Source organism: Photobacterium indicum (genome assembly GCF_003026215.1).
Classification (GTDB): Bacteria; Pseudomonadota; Gammaproteobacteria; order Enterobacterales; family Vibrionaceae; genus Photobacterium; species Photobacterium indicum.
In genome coordinates, this window is sequence record NZ_PYOC01000004.1 from 311,313 (window position 1) to 330,144 (window position 18,832).

Below are 18,832 nucleotides of genomic sequence, written 5' to 3' on the forward strand. Positions count from 1 at the left end.
TCACTGTATTATGTCTGCAATATTTTCCATTCTAATTCCAGCTAAACGCTCACGGTATTTTATCGTTTTTCCACTTTTTTTATCCCTTCTTGCAGGCTGTGCGCAACAAGCACCAATAGCAACGACAACCGATTGGGTTACTCACGAGAAGAGCCTAGAAAACCTATCTCGATATGATGCCAAAGGAAAGTTGGGCTATAAAGCACCGAAATTACGCTTTGGTGGCAACATGATTTGGCAAACAACACCCAATAGTGACAAATTGTTGTTAACCAATTTTCTAGGTAAAACATTACTTAAGTTAGACGCTACACCCAAAATGACAACCTTAGTTGATTATGATGGTAAGCAACACTCAGGCGCTGATGCCTCAGGATTAGTTCGTGAATTAACCGGAATAAACCTGCCCATAGAACAAATGCGTGACTGGTTGATTGGTTTACCTACCGCTGCTGATACTTATCAACTGAATCCTCAAAATCGTGTTGCATACTTAGCAAAACAGGTAGATGGACAAACATGGGAAATGGATTATCAAGAATACGATTATTCCATTTATCCCTCGCTACCAAAGCGCATGGTGCTCACACAAGACAAACAACAAATCACTCTTATAATTAATGAGTGGGATATACATAAGAAATGATAACGACTGTGAATAATCAATCAAATTACGCCCCTATTTTTAATCGTCAAACACGTTGGCCTTCTCCTGCAAAACTGAACCTTTTTTTATACATAACAGGGCAACGACCGAACGGTTATCATGAGCTCCAAACGCTGTTTCAATTTTTGGATTATGGCGATACATTAACAATTACAGCAACCAATACATCGGCTATCACAATCAATCCAGCCATTGAAGGCGTGAACACCGAAGATAACCTTATCTACCGTGCTGCCGATGCATTACGTCAGGCAACGGGGACTACATTAGGTGCCCATATAGAAATAGATAAGATATTACCGATGGGAGGGGGACTCGGTGGCGGCTCATCAAACGCGGCGACCACACTTGTTGCGCTCAATTACTTATGGCAAACCCAGCTAGCTTTAGATGAATTAGCCGACATTGGTCTTGCATTGGGGGCTGATGTTCCCGTTTTTGTGAAAGGTTTTAGTGCATTTGCTGAAGGTGTTGGTGAAAAATTACAGCCAGCAGCCCCTAAAGAAAAGTGGTTTTTAGTCACAAAACCCAATGTAAGCATTGCAACTGTTGATATTTTCACCCATCCCGATTTAATTAGAAACACTGAAAAACGCAGCCTGAAAGCCCTTTTAGCAGGGGTTTACGAAAACGATTGCGAAAAAATTGTCAGAAGACTGCATCCCGAGGTTGATAAGGCGGTTTCGTGGCTGTTAGAATATGCGCCGTCAAGATTGACAGGTACTGGCGCTTGCGTGTTTGCTGAATTTAGCTCACAGCAAGAAGCTGATGCCATTTTAAAGAAATTACCTAACTGGCTCCACGGATTTGTCGCAAAAGGTGTTAATACATCTCCCCTGATGACAACCCTGCACGTACATTCTACGGATTGTCAGTAACTACAACTTGGACGCAACCTGAGGTTTCCACCGTGCCTGATATGAAGCTGTTTGCTGGTAACGCTACACCAGAACTAGCCCAACGCATTGCTGACCGTCTTTACATTTCACTAGGAGATGCGACAGTTAATCGTTTTTCCGATGGTGAAGTATGCGTTCAGATTAATGAAAACGTTCGTGGTAGTGACGTATTCATTATTCAATCAACTTGTGCGCCAACCAATGACAACCTGATGGAATTGGTTGTGATGATCGATGCACTACGCCGCGCTTCTGCTGGCCGTATTACAGCTGTAATTCCTTACTTCGGTTATGCTCGCCAAGATCGTCGTGTACGTTCTGCTCGTGTGCCAATCACAGCTAAAGTAGTTGCCGATTTCCTTTCTAACGTAGGTGTTGACCGCGTTCTAACTGTTGACTTACACGCTGAGCAAATTCAAGGCTTCTTCGATGTACCTGTAGACAACGTATTCGGTAGCCCAGTTCTTCTTGAAGACATACTAGCGAAAAACCTGGAAGATCCAGTTGTTGTTTCTCCAGACATCGGTGGTGTTGTACGTGCTCGTGCAATCGCTAAGCTGCTTGATGATACTGATATTGCAATTATCGATAAACGTCGTCCACGTGCGAACGTCTCTCAGGTAATGCACCTTATCGGTGACGTTGAAGGTCGTGACTGTATCATCGTTGATGATATGATCGATACAGGCGGTACATTGTGTAAAGCTGCTGAAGCGCTTAAAGAACGTGGCGCTAAGCGTGTATTCGCTTATGCAACTCACCCTGTATTCTCTGGTAGTGCAGTTAAGAACATCAGCGAATCAGTTATCGATGAAGTTATCGTGACTGACTCTATTCCACTGTCAAAAGAAATCATTGCTACAGGTCGTGTATCTGTCTTAACGCTTTCTGGCATGCTTGCTGAAGCGATTCGTCGTATCAGCAATGAAGAGTCTATTTCTGCGATGTTTGAGCACTAATCACTAGTTAGCTCAATAGATAAAGTCTTTGAACGAAATCGCCTCCGTCATACGGGGGCGTTTTTTTATCCATTTTTCAGAAAAAACTAATCAAACCAAATTAATACGAAATCTGTTTATTTTCCTACTAAGCCCTCAAAAATACACTTTGCTCAAAATATTAGAGTTCTAGCTCCAATGCTTGTCACATTAACAAGATAACCTCTTGTATATATTGCAGACCCTGCGTGATACACATCTAATAAAAGGGACAAAGGATGAACTTTTCGAAACCATTAATTGTTTTATCAATCGGCTTAGCACTTGCTGGCTGTAACTCAGACAGCAACTCAACCACAGATAAAACACAGCCAGCGGCACCATTTGATTTAACCATTGCACATGTTAACGATACTCACTCTAGCTTTGACGCAGTAAAATCCAGTTTTAAAGTCGCCAAAACCACCGTGTACAACGAATTTGGTGGCCACCCTCGCCTACTGACCAAAGCTAACGCCTACAAAGAAGAAGCCAAAACGAATGACGACAGCATTCTATTTCTTCATGGCGGAGATGCATGGCAAGGCAGCGCATATTTCAAGCTAAATGACGGTAAAATGAATGCCGATATTCTAAGCCAAATGGGCCTAGATGCCATGGCTCTAGGTAACCATGAATTTGATCTTGATAATGAAAAACTAAACAGTTTTATTGGCTCAATTAATTTTCCTGTTCTTGCGGCAAACATCGACACAAGCAAAGATGCAGATCTGAAAGATCAAACCAATCTAAAGCCATACGTTGTTTATGCATTTAACGGCAACGAGAAAGAGTTGGTAACCGATCTGGACAACCTACCAGAAGGCAAGCAAATTGCCGCCATCTTCGGTTTGGTACTGGACGACATGCCAAATATTGCACCAAACACTGGGGATGTTGAATTCAAAGACATGGTGGAGTCAGCTCAATCAACCGTTGATATGCTAAAAACCAAGGGGATCAACAAAGTTATTGCAGTTACACACATAGGTAATGCCGTTGATTTAGACGTAGCGTCTAAAGTGAATGGTATCGATCTAATTGTAGGCGGTCACTCACACACCCTATTAGGGGACTTTACTAACCTAGGGCTATCTAACAACGGTACCTACGCCAAGATGGTAACCAACCCTGACGGAAAAGGCCTAACATGTGTTGTTCAGGCTGGTGAATACGCCCAGGCGATTGGTAAAACCGAAGTGTCATTTGATGCCGAAGGCGAAATCACACGCTGTGGCGGTAACAACACCTTACTGACTAACGATGAGTTTTATGACGATGCTGCTCGAGATACTGACAGCAAATTTACCGACCAAGAAACGGCAAGTGTTGTCAGCTTCATTGAAGGTCAAGATAATATCGCCGTTACAGAAGAAGAAGCTAAATTACGCGCTCACATTAATACCAAATACAAGCCAGCAGTTGATGCTGCCTACGGTAACGTCATTGCCGCAGTGCCAAACGAAATCAACCATGAACGTCGCCCTGGTGACGGCGGTACTGACGCACATGGCTCAGACGTCGCACCGATTGTCGCTGCCGGCCAGTACTACTGGGCATCAACCACTAAAGTTCTCGATGTTCTTAAAGTAGAGGGCATCACTAAAATCGATTTTTCTCTGGTTGGTGCTGGCGGCGTTCGCAACAGCATTCCAGCAGGTGATTTTAGAGAAGGAAATGTATCACTTGAGTTATTACCATTTTCCAGCCCTATGTCCATCGTTCCTGTTAAAGGCTTAGTAGTTAAGAATCTTATCACTGAGACAGTAACTGCAACACTGAAAGCAGGCTCACACGCTGGTAAGTTCCCGTATGGTGGTAACCTGAACTATACCTTCACGGAAACAGTAGCGGGCACTTCCGGTACACTGGATTCAATTGAAGTCAATACCGGCACCTTGGAAATCCCTGTTTGGACAGATTTGGAAGATGACACCACCTACAATGTCGCAATCAACAGCTATAACGCCACCGGAAGTGATGGCTGGACACAGCTATTTACAGCTCAAGACGGTAACTCCGACCGAGTAGATCTGGCCTATGTCGATGGCAATCTAACCGCATTTCCTGTTGAACGTCTTTACTCTGTCGTGGTTGAAGACCAAACTAAATATAAGGTGGAATACGAAGCAGGCAGGGTGCTTGATTGCAAAGATACAACAAAAGAAATGGAATGTAACACCGATGCACAAGCCGTTATTGATTACATCAAAGCGGAAAAACCGACGCTGACGCCAATCAGCAATGAAACCGTAACGCTGAACCGCGCCGAGTAACCTCAAAGAATTTACCCTGCGTTATAAAAATGCCTCGCATCATGCGGGGCGTTTTTCGTCCTAACATATCAATCTTGGTCTGTTTGGTATAACATACGCGCGTTTTAAGCCCCTAAGACTTGAGAGACAAGCGTGAGTAATAATATTCGTCTATTAGTTGGCCTGGCAAATCCCGGTGCCGAGTATGCTAAAACCCGCCATAATGCGGGGGCATGGGTAGTACAAGAACTGGCTCGAGTACACAATGTTAGTCTACGAGAAGAGTCAAAGTACTTCGGCGTAACTGGCAGGATCACAACGAATGGACAGGATCTTCGCTTGTTGATCCCAACAACATACATGAACCTATCCGGTAAATCGGTCGCTGCTTTGGCGAATTTCTTCCAAATCAAACCGGAAGAAATCCTTATTGCTCATGACGAACTCGATTTACCACCAGGCGTAGCTAAATTTAAAAAAGGCGGCGGGCATGGTGGTCATAACGGCTTACGCGACACAATTAGCAAAATGGGTAACAACAAAGAATTCTATCGTTTGCGTGTTGGTATTGGGCACCCAGGCGATAAAAACAAAGTTGCTAACTTTGTATTAGGCAAAGCACCAGTCAAAGAACAAGAATGTATTGATGCCGCTGTTGATGAAGCAGTCCGCTGTATGGATATCTTGTTAAAAGATGGACTGAATAAAGCACAAAACAGGCTGCATTCATTCAAAGCTGAATAAATCTACACTCTATTTTTAAATAACGATCCAACTTGCTGTTACTTCAATTGATAACAACAAGATAAATCGCTACGAAAACAATCACCAAAAGGGTTTCAAGCATGGGTTTTAAATGCGGTATCGTTGGTCTACCAAACGTTGGTAAGTCCACACTATTCAACGCCTTAACTAAAGCTGGTATCGAAGCAGCAAACTTCCCGTTCTGTACTATCGAGCCAAACACCGGCGTTGTACCTGTGCCAGATCTGCGTTTGGATGCATTAGCAGAGATTGTTAAGCCAGAACGTATTCTGCCAACAACAATGGAATTTGTTGATATTGCAGGTCTAGTTGCAGGCGCATCAAAAGGCGAAGGTCTTGGTAACAAGTTCCTTGCTAACATTCGTGAAACAGATGCAATTGGTCACGTTGTGCGTTGTTTTGAAGACGACAACATTGTTCACGTTGCTGGAAAGATTAACCCTCTTGAAGATATCGAAGTTATCAACCTTGAGCTAGCACTAGCTGATCTTGATACCTGCGAGCGTGCTATTTTCCGTCAAGCGAAAAGAGCTAAAGGTGGCGACAGCGAAGCTAAATACGAAATTGCTGTTCTTGAAAAAATGCTGCCAACATTGACTGAAGGCGGTATGGTTCGTTCAATCGAATTATCGAAAGAAGAGCTAGCAGCAGTTGAATACCTGCACTTCTTAACTGCAAAACCAACCATGTATATAGCAAACGTAAGCGAAGATGGTTTTGAAAATAACCCGTTCTTAGAAATGGTTATTGAATATGCAGCGAAAGAAAATGCCGTTGTTGTTCCTGTATGTGCAGCAATTGAATCTGAAATTGCTGAACTGGAAGACGCAGATCGCGAAGAATTCCTTGCTGACATGGGTATCGAAGAACCGGGGCTAAACCGCGTAATTCGTTCTGGTTATGAACTACTTACTCTGCAGACATATTTCACTGCAGGTGTTAAAGAAGTTCGTGCATGGACAATCCCTATTGGTGCAACAGCACCACAATCAGCAGGTAAAATCCACACTGATTTTGAAAAAGGCTTCATTCGTGCTGAAGTTATTGGATACGATGCATTCATCGAATTCAAAGGAGAAAGCGGTGCGAAAGATGCAGGTAAATGGCGTCTAGAAGGTAAAGATTACATCGTTAAAGATGGCGATGTCGTTCACTTCCGCTTCAACGTTTAAGATAATTACTGACAAATATCAGCTTTTATCGCTCTAACACTATAAGCTAGCAGAAATGCTAGCTTATTTTTTATCATTCGATAAGTAATATGCTAAATAAGCGACCTCTATCGTTTGAGCGATCACGACTGGAAAATGGGTTTTCAGTTTGCCATTCGCCCATTTCGCCCAAATAACAATCGAACAAACGAATTTTAGGTAGATATTAAAAAAAACTGTTGACGGTTTTTGCTGGTATGAGCATAATGCGCCCCGTTCCCAAGACAGTGTTCATTCGTGAATATGGTCAAAAAGAACAAGAAACATGGCTACGTAGCTCAGTTGGTTAGAGCACATCACTCATAATGATGGGGTCACAGGTTCGAATCCCGTCGTAGCCACCATCTTCTCTCTTTAATGAGATGAAGCATCGCAAGATGTAAAATTACCAGATGCGGAAGTGGCGGAATTGGTAGACGCACCAGATTTAGGTTCTGGCGCCGCAAGGTGTGAGAGTTCAAGTCTCTCCTTCCGCACCATTCTCTTTACGAAGAGAACTGTTCTTAAGTCGATTGTTTTAAATAAACATGGCATTTGAACAACATTGTAGGGCTATCGCCAAGCGGTAAGGCAGCGGCTTTTGATGCCGCCATCCCCTGGTTCGAATCCAGGTAGCCCTGCCACATTTAATTATGTGGCTTAATTGCTTTCTTTTTAAGTAGCAAATAGTTAAGCGGCATAAATAAAATGGCTACGTAGCTCAGTTGGTTAGAGCACATCACTCATAATGATGGGGTCACAGGTTCGAATCCCGTCGTAGCCACCATCTTCTCTCTTTAATGAGATGAAGCATCGCAAGATGTAAAATTACCAGATGCGGAAGTGGCGGAATTGGTAGACGCACCAGATTTAGGTTCTGGCGCCGCAAGGTGTGAGAGTTCAAGTCTCTCCTTCCGCACCATTCTCTTTACGAAGAGAACTGTTCTTAAGTCGATTGTTTTAAATAAACGTGGCATTTGAACAAACAATGTAGGGCTATCGCCAAGCGGTAAGGCAGCGGCTTTTGATGCCGCCATCCCCTGGTTCGAATCCAGGTAGCCCTGCCACATTTAATTATGTGGCTTGATTACTTCTTGTTAAGAAGCTAAATAGTTAAGCGGCATAAATAAAATGGCTACGTAGCTCAGTTGGTTAGAGCACATCACTCATAATGATGGGGTCACAGGTTCGAATCCCGTCGTAGCCACCATCTTCTCTCTTTTGAGATGAAGCATCGCAAGATGTAAAATTACCAGATGCGGAAGTGGCGGAATTGGTAGACGCACCAGATTTAGGTTCTGGCGCCGCAAGGTGTGAGAGTTCAAGTCTCTCCTTCCGCACCATTCTCTTTGCGAAGAGAAGTGTTCTTAAGTCGATTGTTTTAAATGAACATGGCATTTGAACAAACAATGTAGGGCTATCGCCAAGCGGTAAGGCAGCGGCTTTTGATGCCGCCATCCCCTGGTTCGAATCCAGGTAGCCCTGCCACATTTTATTATGTGGCCTGATTACTTCTGTTAAGAAGATAAAAATTAAGCGGCATAAATAAATGGCTACGTAGCTCAGTTGGTTAGAGCACATCACTCATAATGATGGGGTCACAGGTTCGAATCCCGTCGTAGCCACCATTTCTCTTCTCTTTTTGAGACGATTTATGGTAAAAGTATAAATACGCGGAAGTGGCGGAATTGGTAGACGCACCAGATTTAGGTTCTGGCGCCGCAAGGTGTGAGAGTTCAAGTCTCTCCTTCCGCACCATTTATACTTTGTGACTGTGATTTATCACAGTAATACAGATTGAGCTTTACCAGTTCTTCAATCTGTACAATAAGCTCTAGAGAAACACTCAGTCGGATTTATTCGGATGAGACAATATGCGGAAGTGGCGGAATTGGTAGACGCACCAGATTTAGGTTCTGGCGCCGCAAGGTGTGAGAGTTCAAGTCTCTCCTTCCGCACCATTCTCTAAAGACTTATTACTCTCTTTAAATAGAGAATTGTTCTTAGCTGAACAACTGTAGGGCTATCGCCAAGCGGTAAGGCAGCGGCTTTTGATGCCGCCATCCCCTGGTTCGAATCCAGGTAGCCCTGCCACATTTTATTATGTGGCTTGATTACTTCTTGTTAAGAAGATAAATAGTTAAGCGATGTAAGCTCGTTAAGAGCAAATGAAACATGCGGAAGTGGCGGAATTGGTAGACGCACCAGATTTAGGTTCTGGCGCCGCAAGGTGTGAGAGTTCAAGTCTCTCCTTCCGCACCATTATTCTTTGAATAAAAGAATCGTTAATCATTCGGTGGTTAACACATGTACAGTTCGAGTTTTTACCAATTCTTAGTTCTGTACAATAAGCTCTAGAGAACACTCAATCGGATTTATTCGGATGAGACAATATGCGGAAGTGGCGGAATTGGTAGACGCACCAGATTTAGGTTCTGGCGCCGCAAGGTGTGAGAGTTCAAGTCTCTCCTTCCGCACCATTCTCTAAAGACTTATTACTCTCTTTAAATAGAGAATTGTTCTTAGCTGAACAACTGTAGGGCTATCGCCAAGCGGTAAGGCAGCGGCTTTTGATGCCGCCATCCCCTGGTTCGAATCCAGGTAGCCCTGCCACATTTTATTATGTGGCTTGATTACTTCTTTTTAGAAGACTCATAGTTAAGCGGCATAAATAAATGGCTACGTAGCTCAGTTGGTTAGAGCACATCACTCATAATGATGGGGTCACAGGTTCGAATCCCGTCGTAGCCACCATTTATCTTCTCTTTTTGAGACGATTTATGGTAAAAGTATAAATACGCGGAAGTGGCGGAATTGGTAGACGCACCAGATTTAGGTTCTGGCGCCGCAAGGTGTGAGAGTTCAAGTCTCTCCTTCCGCACCATTTATACTTTGTGACTGTGATTTATCACAGTAATACAGATTGAGCTTTACCAGTTCTTCAATCTGTACAATAAGCTCTAGAGAACACTCAATCGGATTTATTCGAATGAGACAATATGCGGGAATGGCGGAATTGGTAGACGCACCAGATTTAGGTTCTGGCGCCGCAAGGTGTGAGAGTTCAAGTCTCTCTTTCCGCACCATTCTCTAAAGACTTATTATTCTCTTTAACTAGAGAGCTGTTCTTAAGTGATTCTTTTGAAGAAACAGTTTTGAACAAACAATGTAGGGCTATCGCCAAGCGGTAAGGCAGCGGCTTTTGATGCCGCCATCCCCTGGTTCGAATCCAGGTAGCCCTGCCACATTTTATTATGTGGCTTGATTACTTCTTGTTAAGAAGACAAATAGTTAAGCGATGTAAGCTCGTTAAGAGCAAATGAAACATGCGGAAGTGGCGGAATTGGTAGACGCACCAGATTTAGGTTCTGGCGCCGCAAGGTGTGAGAGTTCAAGTCTCTCCTTCCGCACCATTATTCTTTGAATAAAAGAATCGTTAATCGTTCGGTGATTAACACACGTACAGTTCGAGTTTTTACCAATTCTTAGATCTGTACAATAAGCTCTAGAGAACACTCAATCGGATTTATTCGGATGAGACAATATGCGGAAGTGGCGGAATTGGTAGACGCACCAGATTTAGGTTCTGGCGCCGCAAGGTGTGAGAGTTCAAGTCTCTCCTTCCGCACCATTCTCTAAAGACTTATTACTCTCTTTAAATAGAGAGCTGTTCTTAAATGATTCTTTTGAAGAAACAGTTTTGAACAAACAATGTAGGGCTATCGCCAAGCGGTAAGGCAGCGGCTTTTGATGCCGCCATCCCCTGGTTCGAATCCAGGTAGCCCTGCCACATTTTATTATGTGGCTTGATTACTTCTTGTTAAGAAGACAAATAGTTAAGCGATATAAGCTCGTTAAGAGCAAATGAAACATGCGGAAGTGGCGGAATTGGTAGACGCACCAGATTTAGGTTCTGGCGCCGCAAGGTGTGAGAGTTCAAGTCTCTCCTTCCGCACCATTATTCTTTCTGATGAAAGAAATGAGAAGCCCATCTTTTGGTGGGTTTTCTTATGTCTGCAGTATAATAAATACTGTAGCAATAAAGATTTTACAACCTACAAAATGATCGTATCTCTCTGGTTGTTAAGCCGAATGATTTTAATATCATTCGGCTTTTTCTTTATCTACTAAACACTACTCACCAATATAGATAGACACTGATCATATACCCATCGCATATTTCAGCACTTGCTTCTTTAATGGCCCAGTATGCTCTGCTAACTTCAGCCCCATATTTCGAGCCAGCTTCAATGGAAGTAATGAATTACTGAACGTGGTATAGAAGACATCCATCCCCGTTTGCATTAGTAAATTATCAGGACGACGACGACGCTCGTAAGCTTTTAATACCGATATATTAGCCCACTCTTTACCCGCCTTCTCAATTTCATGTAATAACGTATCAACATCTTTAAAGCCGAGGTTAACGCCCTGCCCAGCTAATGGATTAATCGTATGTGCAGCATCACCAAGAAGCACAACATTCGATTTATAGTAATGTTGGGCATGACGACGGGTTAGCGGGAAGCTACCGTGGTTTAATATTTTAAACTCACCCAACTCTTTCGGAAAGTGGGCTTCAACCTCACTATGAAGTTGTATTTCACTCATGGCGCTTAATTGCTTAATACGTTTTGGGCTGTCATACCAAACTAAAGAGCCTTGATGACCAGAAAGCGGTAAAAATGAGCGAGGACCACGCGATGTAAACATTTGCCACGTGATATCTTGTTGAGGCAAAGCCGTTTCAACATTGATTAACATGCAGTGCTGACGATAATCCCATGCGGTGATACCAATACCAGCTTGCTGACGCACCTGAGAATTAGCCCCATCAGCACCAACCAATAATTTAGCCTGTAACAGGCGACCATCATCCAACTCCACACAGTAGCCATCTGTGGTCGAGTATGAATGTGCCATACGTGCAGGACAAAGTAGGGTTAAGTTGGGGTACGAATCAAATTGATGCCATAAGCCTAGTTGGATAATGCGATTTTCAACAATATACCCAAGGCGATCAAGGTTCATTTCATCAGCATTAAAACGGGTACGACACTCTGGGTGTTCCCATGTTTCTAATCGCTTAAAAGGGCATAAGCGCATCTTCATAACGCCATCCCATGCACTTAGTCGAGTAAGTAATGCGATAGAGTTGGGAGAAATCGCTGAAACACGTAAGTCCATCGCTTGTTTAGGTTCAAATGATTCAGGCGCTTTACCTTCAATCACGGCAACGCTTAGTCCTTGCTGTGCTAGCCCTAATGCAGCTGCTGCACCAACCATTCCTCCACCCGCGACAATGACATCATATTGTTCCATATCCACTTCCATCTTTATGCTTAATGACACTTTCATTTTACCTAATTCTAACGATAATGCGGTGATCTTTAATACGATTTCCCTGTATTTATTGACTGCCAATCAAGGTATTACTGATGAGGTGAAAATTTGAATACTTCATTTTATTTGACTACGATGGGGCTAGCAGCCACTAATCATTTGAAATACATTGTCTAAACTAAAACGGTTTATCTACAAAGCATTGGTTTTTATAATGCTTTTTCCTATTGCCTTAGTGGTTATTGGTAAGTTTGTTGATCCTCCTATTTGGGGCTGGAAAATCCATCGTACGCTTTTTCCACCCAGTGATTACCCTTCCCAATCGACACATCTATGGGTCGAGCTAAGCGCGATATCTAAAAATGCACAACTAGCTGTTATCGCTTCTGAAGATCAAACTTTCCCTCAGCATATTGGTGTCGATCTCAATGCGATCCTAATGGTGGTAAAACAAAGTGGATCAGACGGCCCCAATAGAGGAGCAAGCACCATAACGCAGCAAACAGCCAAGAATGTTTACCTGTTCCCTGCCCATTCCTTTATTCGAAAAGGGATTGAACTGTACTTTTCCGTGTTAATGGAACTTATTTGGGGAAAGAGCCGTATATTAGAAGTGTATCTAAATGTGATTGAGTTTGGCCCAGGCTTATATGGTATTGAAGCGGCAAGTCAAAACTACTTTGCTATTCCAGCCAGTAGGTTATCCGCTCAACAGGCGGCACAGTTAGTAGCAGTGTTACCCAACCCCTATAAGATCAAAGCTAACCCAATGAGCCAGTATGTATACGAGCGTAGCCATTGGATTACGAAACAAATGCGACAACTTGGAATGGGAACCTTAAATCAACTTTAACGCTATCGTTTCATCTAGGTTATTAAGTACAAAGCAAAAGCTCAATACTAACAAGCAAGCTACGGTTCTTTTATCAATGCCTTGTGAAAACCACAATTTATTCGGGGTGGTGATGATCTAGTCAGACCGAGCGTAAAGCAGTACAATACGCGGCTTGCTAACGGGTAGCTGTTATTGTCAGCGATAAACCTGTAAGAGCAACGTACCCTGCGATGTTGAATGCAATGAATAAACACTACGAGTGAAGAGTTAGACATGCCTAAGAAACTGCTGATTAAAACCTGGGGCTGCCAGATGAACGAATACGATTCATCTAAAATGGCAGATCTTCTCAATGCTGCCAACGGCTTCGAGCTAACAGAAGTCCCAGAAGAAGCAGATGTGCTGCTGCTTAACACCTGTTCTATCCGTGAAAAGGCACAAGAAAAAGTGTTCCACCAGCTAGGTCGCTGGAAGCGCTTAAAAGATAAGAAGCCTGATCTTGTGATTGGTGTTGGTGGTTGTGTTGCGACACAGGAAGGTGATGCAATTCGCAAGCGTGCACCGTATGTGGATGTGATCTTTGGTCCACAAACCCTGCACCGTTTACCACAGATGATCAAAAATTCTCAATCTAATCACGGACCAGTGATGGATATTTCATTTCCAGAGGTTGAGAAATTCGACAACTTACCAGAACCTCGTGCTGATGGAGCGACTGCCTTCGTTTCTATTATGGAAGGGTGTTCTAAGTACTGTACATACTGCGTAGTGCCTTACACACGCGGAGAAGAAGTTAGTCGCCCGATAGATGACGTTCTTTATGAAATCGCTCAACTTGCAGAGCAAGGCGTTCGTGAGGTTAATCTATTAGGTCAAAACGTAAATGCTTTCCGTGGTCCAACTCACGATGGCGAAATGGCGTCATTCGCAGAATTACTGCGTTTAGTTGCCGCGATTGATGGTATCGACCGTATTCGTTACACCACCAGCCACCCAATCGAATTTACTGACGATATCATTGATGTTTATACCGATACGCCAGAGCTTGTAAACTATTTGCACCTACCAGTACAAAGTGGTTCAGATCGTATTCTAACGATGATGAAGCGCCCTCACACTGTTCTTGAGTACAAATCTAAAATTCGCAAGCTGCGTAAAGTGCGTCCAGATATCACAATGAGTTCAGACTTTATTGTTGCGTTCCCTGGTGAAAGCGACCAAGACTTCCAAGATACGATGAAACTGATCCGTGATATTGATTTTGATATTAGCTACAGTTTTGTCTTCTCTCCACGTCCAGGTACGCCTGCAGCTGATTATCCGTGTGACATCCCAGAAGAAGTTAAAAAAGAACGCTTGTATGAACTGCAACAACAGATCAATACTCAAGCTATGCGTCATGCACGCCAAATGTTAAACACCGAGCAGCGCATTCTTGTTGAAGGACCTTCTCGTAAGAACATTATGGAATTACGCGGTCGTACCGAGAACAACCGCATTGTAAACTTTGAAGGCTCTGCTGAGTTAATTGGTCAATTTGTTGATGTGAACATCATTGACGTATTCACTAACTCACTACGTGGCGAATTGGTACGTACTGAAGCAGAAATGGATCTACGCGTTGCCATGACACCGTTAGAAGTTATGGAAAAAGCACGCAAAGAAGATGAATTGGGTGTAGGCGTATATACTCCGTAATAAGACCAATGTCTAAATACGAGTATATGACGTCTGTCTGAAATAAAAGTAAGACACATGCCCTGAAAAATATGGTCGTCTACTGTGGTAGGCGACCTCAATGAGAGGCGAACCTTGAGCAAAATCACTACTGTAGAATTTAATTTAGAACCCGCAAATAACCAAAGACTTGCCAGTATTTGCGGCCCTTTCGACGATAATATCAAACAACTAGAACGTCGCATGGGGGTTGAGATAAACCACCGCAGCAACAGCTTCAGTGTTGTTGGACAAGCTCACACTGCTGAGGCGACAGCCGAAATCATCAAAGATTTATACGTTGATACCGCGCCTGTTCATAACAAAATCCCAGATATCGAACCCGATCACATCCATTTAGCCATTAAAGAATCTGGTGTTTTAGAACAAACAACAGAATCAAGCATTCCCTTTGGCAAAGAGATCCACATTAAAACTAAAAAAGGTGTGATCAAACCTCGTACGCCGAATCAAGCACAATACATCGCTAATATGGTGAGTCATGACATTACGTTTGGTGTCGGCCCTGCTGGTACCGGTAAAACTTACCTTGCCGTCGCAGCAGCGGTTGATGCATTAGAGCGTCAAGAGGTTCGTCGTATTCTACTTACCCGCCCTGCGGTTGAAGCCGGTGAAAAACTCGGCTTCTTACCTGGCGATCTAAGTCAGAAGGTAGATCCTTACCTACGCCCTCTTTACGATGCCTTATTTGAAATGCTCGGCTTTGAACGCGTAGAGAAATTAATTGAACGAAATGTTATTGAAGTTGCCCCATTAGCATATATGCGTGGACGAACTTTAAATGATGCATTCATTATTTTAGACGAGAGCCAAAATACTACGGTAGAACAAATGAAAATGTTCTTAACCCGTATAGGCTTTAACTCTCGTGCAGTGATCACCGGTGATGTCACTCAAATTGATTTACCTCGTGGTGCTCGTTCTGGTTTGCGTCATGCGATTGAAGTACTCTCAGAAGTAGACGAGATTAGCTTTAACTTCTTCCAAGCGGCTGATGTCGTTCGACACCCAGTGGTTGCACGTATCGTGCTCGCTTATGAAGCGTGGGAATCAGAAGATCAGAAACAAAAGAAGCTAGCAGAACAACGTCGCCGTGAAGAGTTTGCGGCAAGCCAAGTAACGGAAGTTGAGAAATAATACCTCATGGCAACATACTTAGATTTACAGTACGCAACAGAAAACCAAGAAGGTCTTCCTTCTGAAGATAAGTTTCAACAATGGTTTGAAGCGGCTGTTACTCTTTTTCAATCCAATGCAGAAATCACTATTCGTATTGTTGATGTAAAAGAAAGCCAGACGTTAAACCTTGAATATCGTGGTAAAGACAAGCCCACTAATGTGTTGTCTTTCCCCTTTGAAGCACCACCAGGCATAGAACTCGACCTTCTTGGTGATCTCATCATTTGTCGTCAGGTTGTTGAAATTGAGGCAAAAGAGCAAGATAAACCACTCAATGCTCATTGGGCACATATGGTTGTACATGGCACACTTCATCTGCTAGGTTATGATCATATCGAAGATGAAGAAGCAGAAGAGATGGAGTCTTTAGAGACTGAAATCATCGAAAAAATGGGCTTTGCTGATCCATTTGCTGCTGAAAAAGAATAGTTAATACAGAAAACCGTTATTCGCTTGTTACGATAAGCGAATAACATCTCCGTGGACATGTCCACTTAGCTGACATACTAGCTATTTGCTGAAAGTAAATAATGAACGAAGATAACCCCCAAAATTCTGAAGGTCCGAGTAGAAAGTCCTTCTTTGAACGTATCGGTCAATTGTTCCAAGGCGAACCACAGAACCGAGAAGAACTGGTTGAAGTTTTCCGTGATTCGGAAGAAAACGATCTGATTGACCACGACACCCGCGACATGCTCGAAGGTGTGATGGAAATAGCAGAAATGCGAGTGCGTGACATTATGATCCCACGCTCTCAGATCATCACCATTGAACGTTCTCAGAAGTTAGAAGATCTTATTAATTTGATCGTAGATGCACAGCACTCTCGCTATCCTGTTATCAGTGATGATAAGGATCATGTAGAAGGTATTTTACTGGCAAAAGATTTGCTACGTTACCTACTGCCTGATAGTGAGCCTTTCGACATGGATAAAGTTCTGCGTCCGGCCGTTGTTGTACCGGAAAGCAAGCGTGTCGATCGCCTATTGAAAGAGTTCCGTGAAGAACGCTATCACATGGCAATTGTTGTCGATGAGTTTGGCGGCGTCTCTGGTGTTATCACCATCGAAGATATCTTGGAGCAAATCGTTGGCGAAATCGAAGATGAATTCGACGACGAAGAAGAACAAGAAATTCGTCAGTTAAGTAAACACACATACGCGGTAAAAGCACTGACTACTATCGATGATTTCAACGATATGTTCCAAACTACATACAGCGATGAAGAAGTCGATACTGTAGGTGGTCTGGTTATGACCAGCTTTGGTCACCTTCCCTCTCGAGGAGAAGTCGTTGAACTCGGTGGCTACTCATTTAAAGTGACTTCTGCCGATAATCGCCGTGTTATACAGTTACAAGTAACTGTACCTAACAAGGCCTATCAACCGACAATCACTTCTTAATAATGACCAAGAAATCATTCTTTTCGTTAGGACGGCTATTATTAGCCGTTCCAGCGGGCGCAATCGCGACTCTCTCCTTCGCTCCCTATAATTATTGGCTGTTAGCTCCAGTTTCAATTTCATTACTGTTATGGCTGTTACAAGAGCAAACAGTAAAGCGTTCTGGGTTAATTGGCTTTTTGTGGGGCTTAGGGCTCTTTGGCACAGGTATTAGCTGGGTACACGTTAGTATTGATACTTTCGGTGGTATGCCCAAAATTGCCAGTGTCTTCTTAATGTCGTCACTGATCAGTTACCTCGCTTTATACTCCGCCGCTTTTGGTGCGCTATTCAACCGTTTTAACCGTGGACGACCGTTTCATCAATTAATGCTCAGTGGCCCTGTTATTTGGTTACTGCTTGATTGGATTAGAGGTTGGGCATTAACAGGCTTCCCTTGGCTATGGATGGGTTACGGTCAAATAGATAGCCCGCTCGCCTCATTAGCGCCTATCTTAGGCGTTGAAGGGATAACCCTGGCCCTAGTATTAATATCAGGCGCACTTGTCGCCTCCGTGGTTTACCGTAACTGGAAACCGCTGATGGTACCTGTGCTCATCATAACATTGACGTGGGCTGCAAGTACGGTGAGTTGGGTGGTTCCAGATCCAACGAAAAATCTCGATGTCGCCTTGATTCAAGGTAACGTTCCACAAGAGCTCAAGTGGCTGCCTAGTGAACGTTGGCCGACATTAATGAAGTACACTGATCTTACCCGTGAAAATTGGGATGCTGATATCATTGTGTGGCCTGAAGCGGCAATTCCAGCTTTAGAAGCACATCTTCCAACGTTCTTACAGAACCTAGACAGTGCTGCCCGCAATAACAACAGTACGGTTATTACGGGAGTGTTAGATCAAAAAGAAGATGGGCAATATTTCAATAATATTCTCACACTGGGTAAGAATGCATATGGACCTTATCAATACGATAAGGCAACTCGTTATAGCAAGCATCACTTATTACCATTTGGTGAATTTGTACCATTTGGCGATTTATTGCGCCCTATCGCACCTTTGTTCAACTTACCGATGTCTTCGTTCAGTCGTGGTGATTTAGTTCAGCCGAATTTGGAAGCCAACGGCTACTCAATAGCACCCGCACTGTGTTACGAAGTCGCATTCAGTGAACAAGTTCGAAAAAATGTGAATATCGATACCGAGTTGCTACTGACCTTATCGAACGATGCATGGTTTGGCACATCCATTGGACCATTTCAGCATATGGAAATAGCTCAGATGCGTGCACTCGAACTCGGCAAACCGTTAATTCGCTCAACCAATACGGGAATCACTGCTGTCGTTGACCATACTGGTCAAATCATCAAGCAAATTCCACAATTTGAAACGGCAGTACTTCGGACAACAATTACCCCCACTGATGGCTTAACGCCCTACACAACTTTGGGTAGCTGGCCATTGTATTTCTATTCATTATGGTCACTAACCTTATCGATGATATTAATTCGACGCCGCTCTGGTCGTTTTAGAGATACAAGGCCGGTAGAAACTGAATAAAGGCTGAAAATGAATCAAAAAGGCGA

Annotated in this window: 13 protein-coding genes and 24 tRNA genes; 36 read left to right on the plus strand and 1 reads right to left on the minus strand. The window is 43.3% G+C overall.

The features are described 5' to 3' along the window. The first annotated feature begins 10 nt into the window (after positions 1-10). The 30 genes from lolB (at position 11) to C9J47_RS14335 (ending at position 10,711) form a co-directional block, all read left to right on the plus strand. Positions 11-646, plus strand: coding sequence for a lipoprotein insertase outer membrane protein LolB (gene lolB, locus C9J47_RS14190; protein WP_107254112.1), 636 nt, complete (start codon positions 11-13; stop codon positions 644-646). After that, positions 643-1,545 carry a 4-(cytidine 5'-diphospho)-2-C-methyl-D-erythritol kinase gene (gene ispE, locus C9J47_RS14195; protein ID WP_107254113.1) on the plus strand — a complete coding sequence of 301 codons (903 nt, stop codon included), beginning with the start codon at positions 643-645 and terminating at the stop codon, positions 1,543-1,545. The genes lolB and ispE overlap by 4 nt, the downstream gene beginning before the upstream one ends. 32 nt (positions 1,546-1,577) lie before the next feature. After that, on the plus strand, positions 1,578-2,525 hold the full coding sequence (locus tag C9J47_RS14200) for a ribose-phosphate pyrophosphokinase (RefSeq protein ID WP_146150849.1): 948 nt from the start codon (positions 1,578-1,580) through the stop codon (positions 2,523-2,525). Between the two features lie 257 nt (positions 2,526-2,782). Next, complete coding sequence (locus C9J47_RS14205) at positions 2,783-4,819, plus strand: bifunctional metallophosphatase/5'-nucleotidase (RefSeq protein WP_107254114.1); 2,037 nt, start codon at positions 2,783-2,785, stop codon at positions 4,817-4,819. Between the two features lie 132 nt (positions 4,820-4,951). Next, positions 4,952-5,542, plus strand: coding sequence for an aminoacyl-tRNA hydrolase (pth, locus tag C9J47_RS14210; RefSeq protein ID WP_011219489.1), 591 nt, complete (start codon positions 4,952-4,954; stop codon positions 5,540-5,542). A gap of 101 nt (positions 5,543-5,643) precedes the next feature. Beyond that, complete coding sequence (gene ychF, locus C9J47_RS14215; RefSeq protein ID WP_107254115.1) at positions 5,644-6,735, plus strand: redox-regulated ATPase YchF; 1,092 nt, start codon at positions 5,644-5,646, stop codon at positions 6,733-6,735. A gap of 306 nt (positions 6,736-7,041) precedes the next feature. Then, positions 7,042-7,118, plus strand: a tRNA-Met gene (locus C9J47_RS14220). Positions 7,119-7,168: 50 nt separating this feature from the next. Beyond that, positions 7,169-7,253 (plus strand) — tRNA-Leu (locus C9J47_RS14225). Positions 7,254-7,322: 69 nt separating this feature from the next. Next, a tRNA-Gln gene (locus tag C9J47_RS14230) sits at positions 7,323-7,397 on the plus strand. 66 nt (positions 7,398-7,463) lie between these two features. Further along, positions 7,464-7,540: transfer RNA gene (locus C9J47_RS14235), tRNA-Met, on the plus strand. 50 nt (positions 7,541-7,590) lie between these two features. Next, a tRNA-Leu gene (locus C9J47_RS14240) sits at positions 7,591-7,675 on the plus strand. Positions 7,676-7,745: 70 nt separating this feature from the next. Next, a tRNA-Gln gene (locus C9J47_RS14245) sits at positions 7,746-7,820 on the plus strand. Positions 7,821-7,886: 66 nt separating this feature from the next. Then, positions 7,887-7,963, plus strand: a tRNA-Met gene (locus C9J47_RS14250). Between the two features lie 48 nt (positions 7,964-8,011). Next, positions 8,012-8,096 (plus strand) — tRNA-Leu (locus C9J47_RS14255). Between the two features lie 70 nt (positions 8,097-8,166). Next, positions 8,167-8,241: transfer RNA gene (locus C9J47_RS14260), tRNA-Gln, on the plus strand. A 63-nt stretch (positions 8,242-8,304) separates the two neighbouring features. Beyond that, positions 8,305-8,381: transfer RNA gene (locus tag C9J47_RS14265), tRNA-Met, on the plus strand. A gap of 45 nt (positions 8,382-8,426) precedes the next feature. Beyond that, positions 8,427-8,511 (plus strand) — tRNA-Leu (locus tag C9J47_RS14270). Positions 8,512-8,629: 118 nt separating this feature from the next. Then, a tRNA-Leu gene (locus C9J47_RS14275) sits at positions 8,630-8,714 on the plus strand. A 58-nt stretch (positions 8,715-8,772) separates the two neighbouring features. Further along, positions 8,773-8,847: transfer RNA gene (locus tag C9J47_RS14280), tRNA-Gln, on the plus strand. 83 nt (positions 8,848-8,930) lie between these two features. Continuing rightward, positions 8,931-9,015, plus strand: a tRNA-Leu gene (locus tag C9J47_RS14285). 133 nt (positions 9,016-9,148) lie between these two features. Further along, positions 9,149-9,233: transfer RNA gene (locus C9J47_RS14290), tRNA-Leu, on the plus strand. Positions 9,234-9,291: 58 nt separating this feature from the next. Further along, positions 9,292-9,366: transfer RNA gene (locus C9J47_RS14295), tRNA-Gln, on the plus strand. A gap of 64 nt (positions 9,367-9,430) precedes the next feature. Next, positions 9,431-9,507, plus strand: a tRNA-Met gene (locus C9J47_RS14300). A gap of 45 nt (positions 9,508-9,552) precedes the next feature. Then, positions 9,553-9,637 (plus strand) — tRNA-Leu (locus C9J47_RS14305). 117 nt (positions 9,638-9,754) lie between these two features. Then, positions 9,755-9,839, plus strand: a tRNA-Leu gene (locus C9J47_RS14310). Positions 9,840-9,923: 84 nt separating this feature from the next. Continuing rightward, positions 9,924-9,998: transfer RNA gene (locus C9J47_RS14315), tRNA-Gln, on the plus strand. Between the two features lie 83 nt (positions 9,999-10,081). Beyond that, a tRNA-Leu gene (locus tag C9J47_RS14320) sits at positions 10,082-10,166 on the plus strand. Between the two features lie 133 nt (positions 10,167-10,299). Beyond that, positions 10,300-10,384 (plus strand) — tRNA-Leu (locus C9J47_RS14325). 84 nt (positions 10,385-10,468) lie between these two features. Next, positions 10,469-10,543 (plus strand) — tRNA-Gln (locus C9J47_RS14330). An 83-nt stretch (positions 10,544-10,626) separates the two neighbouring features. Beyond that, positions 10,627-10,711 (plus strand) — tRNA-Leu (locus C9J47_RS14335). Positions 10,712-10,914: 203 nt separating this feature from the next. On the opposite strand, the gene C9J47_RS14340 is transcribed toward C9J47_RS14335, so the two are convergent. Then, the gene (locus C9J47_RS14340; RefSeq protein ID WP_107254116.1) at positions 10,915-12,075 is read right to left on the minus strand and encodes a 2-octaprenyl-3-methyl-6-methoxy-1,4-benzoquinol hydroxylase; all 1,161 of its coding nucleotides are present in this window, start codon (positions 12,073-12,075) and stop codon (positions 10,915-10,917) included. 190 nt (positions 12,076-12,265) lie between these two features. On the opposite strand from C9J47_RS14340, the gene mtgA reads away from it, so the two are divergent. The 6 genes from mtgA to lnt all read left to right on the plus strand — a co-directional run bounded on the left by mtgA (position 12,266) and on the right by lnt (position 18,806). After that, complete coding sequence (gene mtgA, locus C9J47_RS14345) at positions 12,266-12,949, plus strand: monofunctional biosynthetic peptidoglycan transglycosylase (protein WP_107254117.1); 684 nt, start codon at positions 12,266-12,268, stop codon at positions 12,947-12,949. A gap of 255 nt (positions 12,950-13,204) precedes the next feature. Next, complete coding sequence (gene miaB, locus C9J47_RS14350; protein ID WP_107254118.1) at positions 13,205-14,629, plus strand: tRNA (N6-isopentenyl adenosine(37)-C2)-methylthiotransferase MiaB; 1,425 nt, start codon at positions 13,205-13,207, stop codon at positions 14,627-14,629. A 114-nt stretch (positions 14,630-14,743) separates the two neighbouring features. Then, a complete protein-coding gene (locus C9J47_RS14355) occupies positions 14,744-15,805 on the plus strand; it encodes a PhoH family protein (protein WP_107254119.1) in 1,062 nt (353 codons plus the stop codon). Between the two features lie 6 nt (positions 15,806-15,811). After that, complete coding sequence (gene ybeY, locus C9J47_RS14360) at positions 15,812-16,276, plus strand: rRNA maturation RNase YbeY (RefSeq protein WP_107254120.1); 465 nt, start codon at positions 15,812-15,814, stop codon at positions 16,274-16,276. A 101-nt stretch (positions 16,277-16,377) separates the two neighbouring features. Next, positions 16,378-17,250 carry a CNNM family magnesium/cobalt transport protein CorC gene (gene corC / locus C9J47_RS14365; protein WP_006232744.1) on the plus strand — a complete coding sequence of 291 codons (873 nt, stop codon included), beginning with the start codon at positions 16,378-16,380 and terminating at the stop codon, positions 17,248-17,250. A 2-nt stretch (positions 17,251-17,252) separates the two neighbouring features. Further along, positions 17,253-18,806 (plus strand): apolipoprotein N-acyltransferase, encoded by a 1,554-nt coding sequence (lnt, locus tag C9J47_RS14370; RefSeq protein WP_107254121.1) that lies wholly within the window; start codon positions 17,253-17,255, stop codon positions 18,804-18,806. Positions 18,807-18,832 lie beyond the last annotated feature (26 nt).

Coding starts and splice junctions, on each gene's coding strand:
- miaB (WP_107254118.1), top strand. CDS start 13,205: ATGCCTAAGAAACTGCTGATTAAAACCTGGGGCTGCCAGATGAACGAA.
- C9J47_RS14340 (WP_107254116.1), bottom strand. CDS start 12,075: ATGGAACAATATGATGTCATTGTCGCGGGTGGAGGAATGGTTGGTGCA.
- ychF (WP_107254115.1), top strand. CDS start 5,644: ATGGGTTTTAAATGCGGTATCGTTGGTCTACCAAACGTTGGTAAGTCC.
- lolB (WP_107254112.1), top strand. CDS start 11: ATGTCTGCAATATTTTCCATTCTAATTCCAGCTAAACGCTCACGGTAT.
- ybeY (WP_107254120.1), top strand. CDS start 15,812: ATGGCAACATACTTAGATTTACAGTACGCAACAGAAAACCAAGAAGGT.
- C9J47_RS14205 (WP_107254114.1), top strand. CDS start 2,783: ATGAACTTTTCGAAACCATTAATTGTTTTATCAATCGGCTTAGCACTT.
- lnt (WP_107254121.1), top strand. CDS start 17,253: ATGACCAAGAAATCATTCTTTTCGTTAGGACGGCTATTATTAGCCGTT.
- ispE (WP_107254113.1), top strand. CDS start 643: ATGATAACGACTGTGAATAATCAATCAAATTACGCCCCTATTTTTAAT.
- corC (WP_006232744.1), top strand. CDS start 16,378: ATGAACGAAGATAACCCCCAAAATTCTGAAGGTCCGAGTAGAAAGTCC.